This window comes from Bacteroides rodentium JCM 16496 (assembly GCF_000614125.1).
Lineage (GTDB): Bacteria > Bacteroidota > Bacteroidia > Bacteroidales > Bacteroidaceae > Bacteroides > Bacteroides rodentium.
Window position 1 is genome coordinate 21120 of record NZ_BAKJ01000051.1, and the last position, 9482, is coordinate 30601.

Annotated in this window: 17 protein-coding genes; 2 read left to right on the forward strand and 15 right to left on the reverse strand. The window is 50.0% G+C overall.

Annotated features, from left to right (window positions below; genetic code table 11):
• Positions 1-462: 462 nt before the first annotated feature.
• Together JCM16496_RS17460 and JCM16496_RS17465 are read left to right on the forward strand one after the other, a co-directional pair.
• On the forward strand, positions 463-777 hold the full coding sequence (locus tag JCM16496_RS17460) for a type II toxin-antitoxin system RelE/ParE family toxin (protein WP_025835843.1): 315 nt from the start codon (positions 463-465) through the stop codon (positions 775-777).
• 6 nt (positions 778-783) lie between these two features.
• Positions 784-1128, forward strand: coding sequence for a HigA family addiction module antitoxin (locus tag JCM16496_RS17465; protein WP_025835845.1), 345 nt, complete (start codon positions 784-786; stop codon positions 1126-1128).
• 29 nt (positions 1129-1157) lie between these two features.
• Here JCM16496_RS17465 and JCM16496_RS17470 read toward each other — a convergent pair whose 3' ends face one another.
• The 15 genes from JCM16496_RS17470 to JCM16496_RS17530 form a co-directional block, all read right to left on the reverse strand.
• A complete protein-coding gene (locus JCM16496_RS17470; RefSeq protein WP_025835846.1) occupies positions 1158-1349 on the reverse strand; it encodes a hypothetical protein in 192 nt (63 codons plus the stop codon).
• A gap of 86 nt (positions 1350-1435) precedes the next feature.
• On the reverse strand, positions 1436-2518 hold the full coding sequence (locus JCM16496_RS17475; protein WP_159102473.1) for a hypothetical protein: 1083 nt from the start codon (positions 2516-2518) through the stop codon (positions 1436-1438).
• A gap of 93 nt (positions 2519-2611) precedes the next feature.
• A complete protein-coding gene (locus tag JCM16496_RS17480) occupies positions 2612-3703 on the reverse strand; it encodes a hypothetical protein (RefSeq protein WP_025835849.1) in 1092 nt (363 codons plus the stop codon).
• Between the two features lie 18 nt (positions 3704-3721).
• The gene (locus tag JCM16496_RS17485) at positions 3722-4279 is read right to left on the reverse strand and encodes a DUF3575 domain-containing protein (protein WP_128809698.1); all 558 of its coding nucleotides are present in this window, start codon (positions 4277-4279) and stop codon (positions 3722-3724) included.
• On the reverse strand, positions 4210-5124 hold the full coding sequence (locus JCM16496_RS17490) for a hypothetical protein (RefSeq protein ID WP_128809699.1): 915 nt from the start codon (positions 5122-5124) through the stop codon (positions 4210-4212). Before JCM16496_RS17490 ends, JCM16496_RS17485 begins: the two co-directional genes overlap by 70 nt.
• A 446-nt stretch (positions 5125-5570) precedes the next feature.
• On the reverse strand, positions 5571-5735 hold the full coding sequence (locus JCM16496_RS25080; protein ID WP_128809700.1) for an N-acetylmuramidase domain-containing protein: 165 nt from the start codon (positions 5733-5735) through the stop codon (positions 5571-5573).
• Between the two features lie 234 nt (positions 5736-5969).
• A complete protein-coding gene (locus tag JCM16496_RS17500) occupies positions 5970-6458 on the reverse strand; it encodes a hypothetical protein (RefSeq protein ID WP_025835855.1) in 489 nt (162 codons plus the stop codon).
• Between the two features lie 15 nt (positions 6459-6473).
• Positions 6474-6620 (reverse strand): hypothetical protein, encoded by a 147-nt coding sequence (locus JCM16496_RS22750; RefSeq protein ID WP_159102474.1) that lies wholly within the window; start codon positions 6618-6620, stop codon positions 6474-6476.
• Complete coding sequence (locus tag JCM16496_RS24250; RefSeq protein WP_244440471.1) at positions 6617-7372, reverse strand: hypothetical protein; 756 nt, start codon at positions 7370-7372, stop codon at positions 6617-6619. The genes JCM16496_RS22750 and JCM16496_RS24250 overlap by 4 nt, the downstream gene beginning before the upstream one ends.
• On the reverse strand, positions 7291-7797 hold the full coding sequence (locus JCM16496_RS24255) for an AAA family ATPase (RefSeq protein WP_244440472.1): 507 nt from the start codon (positions 7795-7797) through the stop codon (positions 7291-7293). Before JCM16496_RS24255 ends, JCM16496_RS24250 begins: the two co-directional genes overlap by 82 nt.
• A gap of 195 nt (positions 7798-7992) precedes the next feature.
• Positions 7993-8169, reverse strand: a complete 177-nt coding sequence (locus JCM16496_RS22980) for a hypothetical protein (protein ID WP_167332304.1) — start codon at positions 8167-8169, stop codon at positions 7993-7995.
• A gap of 267 nt (positions 8170-8436) precedes the next feature.
• A complete protein-coding gene (locus tag JCM16496_RS17520) occupies positions 8437-8664 on the reverse strand; it encodes a DUF3791 domain-containing protein (RefSeq protein WP_439644538.1) in 228 nt (75 codons plus the stop codon).
• Positions 8648-9025: a DUF3990 domain-containing protein gene (locus JCM16496_RS25085; RefSeq protein WP_500778599.1), complete on the reverse strand. Its 378-nt coding sequence runs from the start codon at positions 9023-9025 to the stop codon at positions 8648-8650. Before JCM16496_RS25085 ends, JCM16496_RS17520 begins: the two co-directional genes overlap by 17 nt.
• Positions 8941-9144 carry a DUF3990 domain-containing protein gene (locus tag JCM16496_RS25420; protein ID WP_244440473.1) on the reverse strand — a complete coding sequence of 68 codons (204 nt, stop codon included), beginning with the start codon at positions 9142-9144 and terminating at the stop codon, positions 8941-8943. Before JCM16496_RS25420 ends, JCM16496_RS25085 begins: the two co-directional genes overlap by 85 nt.
• Positions 9141-9356, reverse strand: a complete 216-nt coding sequence (locus JCM16496_RS17530; protein WP_025835857.1) for a DUF3791 domain-containing protein — start codon at positions 9354-9356, stop codon at positions 9141-9143. The genes JCM16496_RS25420 and JCM16496_RS17530 overlap by 4 nt, the downstream gene beginning before the upstream one ends.
• Positions 9357-9482: the final 126 nt, after the last annotated feature.

The window sequence follows — 9482 nt, forward strand, 5'->3', positions numbered from 1 at the left end:
CGAGAAACAGTACAAGGAAACGCCATTTGTGCCTCATCGCCCAAGTTATTCTTCAAAATCATCATCAGAGATAGTTTCCAGATCGAAATACAACAAGCGTGTTTCCGCATCGGAAACCGGTTAAATACTGTCTTGCTTTCAAAGTCGTTCAGTGAAACTTTTTTCTTCTTTTGTTTCCTTGGGAAATATGTTGTTTATATGCTTCGTTATGACAGACTTCTTCATTATTTTATTTATCATCTGGTATGTCTATGAAAGGTAATTCTCCACTCCATTACCTTTAAGTACAGGATGCCCTGTGAATGTAAAATTCTCCTTCATTGTAGATATTTGAAAGACGTTTTTTCAGCAGACTGAATATTCCTGTTTCATCAGTTCTTTGCCTTAACCAACAAAAAACATTCGCTTTTTTTGCGAACGTCTAAACAATCTCTTATATTTGCATCTGAAAATGAACTGAGTATGGAAATAGTTTTCAAAGAGGAATATCTTCAAGAAATGTATTATACGGGGAAGACAGACAAGAAGCATCGTTTTCAGCCTCCAATCATACGGAAATACATCCGTGTGATAGACTTGATGATGGACACCTCGAATGTACTGGGACTTATGCGATACAATGCACTGAACTATGAGAAATTGAAAGATGATAAGGCGGGGCTTTCATCGGTGAGAGTGAATGACCAATATCGCATTGAGTTTGAAGAACGTGTAAAAGACGGTGAGACCGTCGCTACGATATGTAATATAACAGATTTGTCGAACCATTATAAATAACTTATTATGATAACAATACAGGGAGTTGACCCTCAAATGATTGCCAATAATCTTGAACCGGCTTTTCCCACCCATCCGGGTGAGATTCTGAAAGAAGAGATTGAGTACAGAGGCATTTCCCAGCGCAAGTTGGCAGAACAGATGGGCATAGGTTATTCTGTGCTGAATGAAATATTGAACGCCCGCCGTCCCGTCACGGAGAAGACGGCATTGATGTTTGAGGCGGCATTGGGAGTGGATGCAGATCCGCTGATGCGTCTGCAGATGAGATACAATGTGCGGATGGCCAAAAAAGACAAGTCTTTCATGTCTCGTTTAGAAAAGATTCGCAAGGTTGCCGCAGTACTTTAAGGAAATCATACGAGTTGGTTGTATCAGTTTCATGCACGGCTTATGCTTGGAAACTTCACTTCGGCAATGTCACCGGTGGCACGTGTGGTGGCTTTCTTCACAAACGGTGTGGAAAAGGATATGGCACCCGATGGTACGGATGTGTCACCGAATTCATCGGTGTTGGTGCAGGCGGTCAGTGCGAGGATTGCCGCCAGTGCGATATATTTTGATTTCTTCATTGTCTTTATTTCTTAATCATTGTTTATACTGTCGGTTCATTCGTTCACAGTTGCGGTATGGTCATCGTCCGTCCATCCGTTCACGGTCATGTTGTTGAAGAAGATGGCTTGCTTGGGTTCGTTGACACAGATGTACAGGTTGGTCTGATAGCCTTGGGTGAAGCTGTGCAGGTCTTGTACGGGTACGCAGGTTCTGGAATACTCCTTGTCCTTGTAGGTAAAGGTGATGTCCATGTAGAATTGCAGGTCGGCAGTGGTCGGCACGGCTGTAACGGCTGTGGGGGCAATGAAGAACTCTTGCGGAAGCAGCAGTGCGCCGCCGGTCTTCTCTGCGGCTGCGGCAGGTTGGAGCATACGGGCAGGGCTCCGGTGGCGGTAGTCACGATGTCATAGCCTGTATAGTTGGTGACAAGTTCTGTGGTAGCAGTGGCATTTTCTTTATTGCCGAAGCCCGTCCACGTCCATGCGTCGCTCCCGGCGGTCACTGTGCCGTGGGTATTCTGTGCATAAGTGGCGGTGGCGGTAGAGACAGGCAGGTAGAGCTTCAATGCAGTAATGGTTACCGGGGTTGCCTCTGCCACCTTAGTATAGGCATACACCGAGAAGCGTGAGAGGATGTGCTTGAAACTGAGCTGTACACCGCCTGCGGTCAGGTTGTTGGCATTAGCTACCAGGATGTCATCGCCCTGTTTGCTTCCGTCTGCATTGCTGATGGTCTGCACCACGGGGATACTGCTGACGGTAAGTTTGCGGTCGGCAAGGGTGGTTTCAGTGGTAGGATAGGTTGCCGTTACGTCGGAGGGGGCTACGGCGGTGAAGTCGTAAGCGTATGTCGCCTCCCAAAAGGCTATCTTGCTGCACGCCCATGATTTGTCTGCGCCGGTGCAACTCAGTGTGGCAGATACGTCCGCATCCGATGCGGAAGTGGCATCGAACACATTTTCGACCGTACCACCGGAAGCGGTGTGCTTGTCACCCCATACTCTGATGGTGGTGGCGGTGATGGTGGTGGTATTCAAATCGCCTGTGGTACGAGTGGATTTCCGCACAAACGGCTGGTCGAAGGTGATAGCGTTTTCCGATACTTCGGGGTTGCCGCCCAGTTCGTCCGAGTTGGAACAGCCTGCCAATAATAAAGCGGCCGCCCATAGTAAATTACTTCTTTTCATTGTCATTCAATTGAGTTTTTAATATAACTGTTATTATTCTTTGTCTTTATTTCTGTCTTTCCGTCACACGTTGGTGTGGTGGTCTTCCTCGTCTCAGCCGTCCACATCGACGTCGAATCCGCCGTCGGTGTCGGGCTTGGGCGGTGTGTACTCGTTCAGGTCGAGGGTGATGTTGATGACACCGCCCGTCAGCTTGCCGCGCATCTGTGCGGTGATGTCCACCGCCACGTAGCGGCGGCCGCCGTTGCTATATTGCAACTGCACGTAGCAGGTGTTGCCCGTTGCGGCACGGGGCAGGGCGCGGGTGCTGCCGTCCACAGCCTTGCTGCCCTCGGTGCGTTTGCTTTCCTCCCACGGCGAGATGCCGCACAGCCCGAAGGTGGTCATGCGCCCACCTATCAGGCAAAGGGGCTTGCCGTCCTCACCGGTCTTCTCCTGATAAAAGGAACTGAACTGGTGGGCGACGGGGACTTCATCGTTGAGCGTACTGAGGAGATCCACCGATGAGGCAAGGCCGTCGATGGTGCTGCTGCCGCAACCGGTCACACGACCGTCGTTGTTCTTCAGCTCCACTTGCAGCAGGTAGATGAAGGTGCGGGGCAGCAGTTCGGAATTGAGCCGCAGCAGGTAGATGTCCTCGTCGGGCAGGTACTCGTAGTCGTCCAGATTGTCGCTGACGTACACATCGGTTGCGAACATGCTGAAAAGCTGTTCGGGCATCCGGCGCAGGGGGCCGTTGGGGGTGATGCTGTCGGGCAGTTGGGCGTAGGGGTCGTCGGCACGGTCTATCTGCATGGACTCGTAGTCGTTGTTGTAGAGCAGCAGGTCGTAGTTGCCGTAGTCCAGATTGATGCGGATGCCGCCGCTCACCATGTCGCGCTCGCCCGCCGGTTCCTTGCTTCCGCTGCGGAAGTAGTTCATGTGGTAGGTTTCGGGCTCGGTATAGCCTATCTCGCCTTTCGCCTCGGTGTCCCAGTCCACCTGCCAGTGCGTCTGCCAGTCGGCTTCCCACATCATGTCGATGCTCACGTCCTGTTCTATCTGGGGCTGCACGGCAGTGGTGCCCTTGATGTGCAGCAAGGGGGCGTGCATATCGCTGCAAGCGCTTGCGAGGGCGGTCAATGCCCACAGCAGGAGGATGCGGCGGATATACCTTATTATATAGGTAGAATTCTTCTTCATCATATTCCGTCTTTCTTTTGTTTATTCATGTTTATTGGTTTTCTTCCATCCCGGCCACGGCAGGTCGTAGCTGATACTGAATCCGATGCGTGTCAGCCCGAAATAGTTGAAGGTGCTTCGCCGCTTCTCGAACTTGGTGGGGTCGTCGTGCCAGTTGTAGTAGAAGTTGCCCGGCACCGCCCATTCCTCGGCGGGATGGTAGCTGTCATAAGGGGTATGCAGGTAGCCAAGGGCGGCGTTCACTTCCCATTTCCACGGGGATTGCCCGATGCGCCTGACGTAGCCCCAGCCGATACCGCAGCCCCATGTCTTGCCGAAGCGGTCGTTTATCCACGCCTTGGATGCGGAGAACTGGATGTCGAACTCGCCCAGATTGCCGTAGGCGGCGAAGTAGTGCCCGGTGTAGGCGGCTCCACCTTTCAGGTAGTAGCGGCCTTCGAGGAGGAGATTCTTCAGTATGTAGGTTTTCAGCCGCTTGTCGCTGCGCCATCCGCTGCCCATCCATTCGGCTACGGCGGTGATGTGCCCGCTCCGGGGGAGGAACTCAAGGGAAACGTTCGGCGTGGGTGCCAGCCGTATTGGGGGACGATAAGGGCAAGGTCATAGAGGAGGTTGGTCTTGACGTTCAGCATGGGTTGGCGGGGAGTCTTCTCTTTTTTGGGAAGGATGTCTGCCCTATTCTGTTGTTCCATGATTGTCCCGGAAGTGGCAACCGCAGTGTCGGCAACCGCTTCTTCCACCCCGGACGGTTCGGTGATGACCAGCTTTTGTGCTTCGGATATTTCCGTTGCCGCCGCTTCGCCCGTTTCCACGGCATTGGCAGGCTTCTTCCCTTCCCGTTTCGGGGATGAGACGAACAGGATTACCCGGACGGCACGCAGACGGGGATAATAGTCACGTAGCAATAGTTTCCATACTTGTCCGCCCTCCATGCGCCGCAGGGCGGCTTTGGTAGAGGCAGGCGTGTGGTTGTTATCTATCGCCCTCACCACCGCCTCCCGGTAGGGGGCGTCGGAGGCTGTCATCAGGCGGCGCAGACCGGCATAGTCTTCTGCCATGTAGCGTTCCTCCACCAGCGAGTCCGCCACCGATATATACAGCGACAGCGAATCTTCCAATGTGCGGGCACGGCGATGGGCAAGCAGCTCGTTGCTGCGGTAGTTGCCGTCGGGCGAGGCGCTTCCGCGTATCACTAACAGGCGGCAGAGGGCATAGCCACGGCCTTTCAGCCGGGCGGCAGCTTCCACCAGCCGGCGGTAGCCTGCATCTTGGGGATTCATCACTGCCTTGCCTACGGGGTATTCTATGGCAACGGCTTGTTCCCATAGCTCGTCGTCGGTGAGCTTGGGGACATTGGCATCGGCATCGACCACCACCACGAACGGTGGTGTCTCTTGTGCCTGCAAAGGAATTCCGACTATCATCGCCGCTCCCATGAGGCGAACAGCCGGAATATGTTTTTGTATTTCATAAAAACAGATATTTAGATATATGGCATTACGCCGTATTAATTATTTACAGTACCGACAAGATGCGTCTTGCTTCATCGGGATAAATGCCCCCGCCTTGCCGACCGGGTCCGGATGCCTGCCCGCCGTCCGGCGACGGGGCTTCCGTCCCGGTGTCCGCATATCGGGAAACGCGCCCGATTTCTGTTTTTGATTCTCCCTTGCCCTTTCATGCGCTCAAATAAAACAGTAATGGTACGAAAGTAAATTTTTAATAATTAATTTTAAAAAATACGTTATCTATAAATGTGTCTACATAGCGTAAAAAGCATAAAAAGCAGGATGTGAAGATTGTTTTTCACGTCTTTTTCAGCTTCCTCTTGGAGGAAAATCTGCTTTTTTCCCGTTCCCCGGATATATGTTCACAAGCCTGTCTTCAACTTCAAGCAAACTGATGCCGGCTTGGTGTCATATCCGTTTTGGGCAAAAGCCGCCCCGTTATAGCTCTTGGCAAACTCTGTCCGATGCTTGTTTTGGAGTGCCGGAAACGTGGTAACCTTGCGGATGAAATGTGTGGGAAATACCAGTTATATCCCAGCTACGGCTATAGCGTGATTTGCAAAAATATTGATACAAGGTGTGCTGTGGGCTTTTGTCTTTCCGGGGGGGGGCGTTGCTCTGCTTTTCTGCAAGGGGGGCAATATGAAGTTAGGAGGATTATGTGGCTCTGCCTTCGCCACTCTTTGCCGGGGAATCGGCAAGACGTGTGGCGGGCAATTGAAATGATTTCTAAGGTGGAGACTGATAATAGTACGCTGCCGTCAGACTTTATACTCCTTGTTATAAATACGTTGTTCGAAAACAAATCCGTGAGGCATCGGCTCGTTACTACGGATGTTTGACAAGATGCGTTGCGTTTGGCGGAAGGCGGTCATGGAGGTTGTCATGGGATGGTTGGGTTTGCCGTCGGAGAGCCTGCAGGAGAAGAGAGCCACTTTCTTCCGATAACTGTCGAGAAAATCGTTTACGGCATAAAACTTCTCTATCGAGATTTCAAGCTGCTTCTTGGCATAGGCGCGTTTCCCCTCTTTGCGTTCTCCCGTCTTGGGAACATTGAAGGGTGCGATATATCTGCTTTCGCTTTCCGTAAGTTCGTTGAACACGATAAAGTCGTATCCGGCTACCGGATTGATGATAAAGTCGCACTTTCTGCCGCTTCCTGCAGAAGAATCTTTGTCATAGAGGTTGATATAATGTTCGAAATCAATAATCTCGACATTCAACCGGGCGGTGTTGTTGATGACCGACACTCCCCCACCCTTGTACTAGATGATGGCCGGTTGCTGGTCTCTAATCTCGAATTTGCCTGCAGGATGTTCCTCTTTGCGTATCGCCATCGTTCTGTCATCCCATTCGGCTCCATGACAGGCCGGGTAGTCCTTTTTCAGGAAATCAATCAATGCACTGTTCATATTTCCTCTGTTTCCGCTATGCTTTCATACTCGTCGTAGATTCTCTCCATTGTGTCGGACAGGTCGTATGTGTTGATGACATATTCTCCACTTTCGTTGTCTGTAGCCATCAGGGAGGTCAGTACCCCCTCTTGCAGCTTGTACACGGCTATGTCCTCTTGTCGCAAGTAAGGATAGTCCTTGCGCGACTTCTCGAAATATCCGGCACGCAACAGGACATTCAGGTGATTGGTAATGTAGGGGCTGTGCGTGGCTATCATCAGTCCCAGAGTCCGGTCTTTGCCATTCCTGTGGAAGGCCTCGCCCACTATATCGTTGACAAGTGCACGCTGCGCTTCGGGATCGAGACTCAGTTCGGCTTCCTCGATGTGGATATGCACATATTTGTCCAAGTCGTTCTGGTTTATCCCGGGGTTGAACTTTGAAAGCAGGTCTTGTTCATACAGGTAGCTCAGTACGGAACGCTGGAAAGCGTCCTTGAAAGAGAATTCGTTGGCAAAATAGCGGACTATGGTGACCAACGGAGCCGAGGTTTGGATACCGGAAGAGGCATAGCGTAGCTCTATAGGATCATAATTGCCGTCCACCGCCTCAATCATGAACCGCTTGGGCTTGTTGCCGGACTTCTGTATCTTGAGTTTCAAGCCGAGATAATCCAGATTCTGGTCTTTCACGACATCGGTGGCTTCGTTGAAGTCGCTGAATGTCTCGTGGAAGAAGAAACCCAAATCCGCGCCCTTGATGGCTGCCACCTTGGATGCCCATGTGGGGATAATGCTTCTGGTTTCGGAGATATAGGATTCCTTGAAGAATACAAGATCGGCATTCGGGTGTTGATGTTGGCTTTAAGCGCCTTGTCCTTGTAGGCTATGGTGTATGTATTGCCGTTGATGCTGACGGTATAGGTTATCTGCGTGTCTGCTGCGAGCATATTCTCCAACCCGTCGTGCAGCAGGGTGTCGAAACGTAGCTTGAAGGGGGATTTGGTGATGTTGGCATTCTTCAAATAGGAACGAATGTTCACCATTTTGTATAGGTAACGCATCAGTACGACGACTTTCATCAATGTACTTTTTCCACTAGCGGACTCTCCGATAAAGACCGTCATGGGCTTTATCTCCTCTATGTCAATGTCTTTGAGAGGTCCGAAGTTTTTTATGTGAATGGATTCTTTCATACCTTATTTACGTTTAATTGGTACAAAGATAGCCAAAATTTTGTGCAAAGGTGTAAGCTGTAGTGGAAATTACCATGCCCGTGGCAGTTTCACATGGCAATATCTTGTCCTACCGGAATAAGACGAAAGCCGTCCCTCAATTCCATCAGCAGTAAAGAATGGGATTGTGGGGCGGAAAATAAGAGAGAGAATATGTTACAAATCATCATCAGAGATGGTCTCCAAATCGAAATACAACAAGCGTGTTTCAGAATTGGCGACTTCCTCATTCAGAAGTACGAAACCATTCTTCAGATAGAAAGGGATGGCTGCGGCATAAGCATCCACCGTATTCCCTGCTCTCATTTGCACGTTTTTTTCTAAAATTGCCATAACTTTTCGTTTTAGAGGGATTGAATTGTTCCCGTTTCTTCTGCTTTACTTCCTCGGATGAGGTTTGGGAAGGTATATCCGTTGCAGCGGATAGCCTACTGATATTATCACATCAAAGTTATAGCAAGTGATTTTACGTTTCTCATTCATAATCTCATGTTTCTAAGCTATTCTCTGTATCGGGAAAAAGAAAACCGCCTTACTTCGTGACGCTTTGTTGCCACGGGACAAGGCGGAATAATGGGAGAAATCTTGGCTACAGTTTCTTTAAAGGGGAGTTTCAGCCACTTTCCACTCCTGTAACAGTTCGTCTGCCAAATATTCATCGCTCAAACAGTGCATGTCGGCCACTCCATCATTTATCAACCGATACGTGTCCGAAGCATAGAAAAATCCAAGTGCATCCTCGTAAGACAGATGCACCTGCTCGGCAAACAGCCGGACTATCCGTGCGTATTTCATTTGAAGAATCGTCTTGTCAGCCTGCATTCTCATTTCCTCCTATCGTTATTTCTTCTGCTCCGACAAAGTGCAGATGATGATTTATCACGTCTTGATTCAAGATGCATAACTGATGGTTGGGATGCTCGAAAGAGAGCCGTCCAAAAGCGTCCTCCCTACTCATCGCTCCGGAGAAATAAAGGTCGATGGTATTAAAGACCTTATCATCGGCTATGCCTCCCATCACCACGTCATACGAATTGTCCAGCGTTCCTTTCCGGCATTTCCCCACGTAATCCAGCCACTCGGCATCATAACGCTTAAACTCTTTTACCGTGTGCTCCGACAGTTCATCGTCCAGCAGATATTCATTGATATAGGCCTTTCGCCTCTGAGCAGGAAACGCATGGCATATTTCCGGGCTTGCTCGTACAAGGCAGTCAGATAAAAACCTTTTCCGAAGTCCAGATGCTCGCGTGAATGATACACGTCCGGCTGCCCGATGACAAGAGGCGATGCGTGATACAGTTTCATGACAGCACCCCTTTCTCCTTCATGCATTCTATGAGGTCTTCCACGATGTACTCCTTGCTGAACGTGTGGAGTACTTCGTATCCGGGCAACAGATAGCCGGTCAGAATGCCCGATGTGCGTAAAAGGGAGTACACTTTTCCGGCACTTATTTTCAAAGCATCGGCAAGACTGCCTACGCAAAACGTCGTAAAGTTTAATTGTTCAAAGTTCATATCAGTCTGATATTGTTGGTTTACAATGATTTCAACTCATCGCAAAAATAGCATTTATTCTCCGAAGAACAAACGGCTTATACCGTTTTCTTTCCATTATTCCTTTTGCTTCACTTCCTGAAGAGT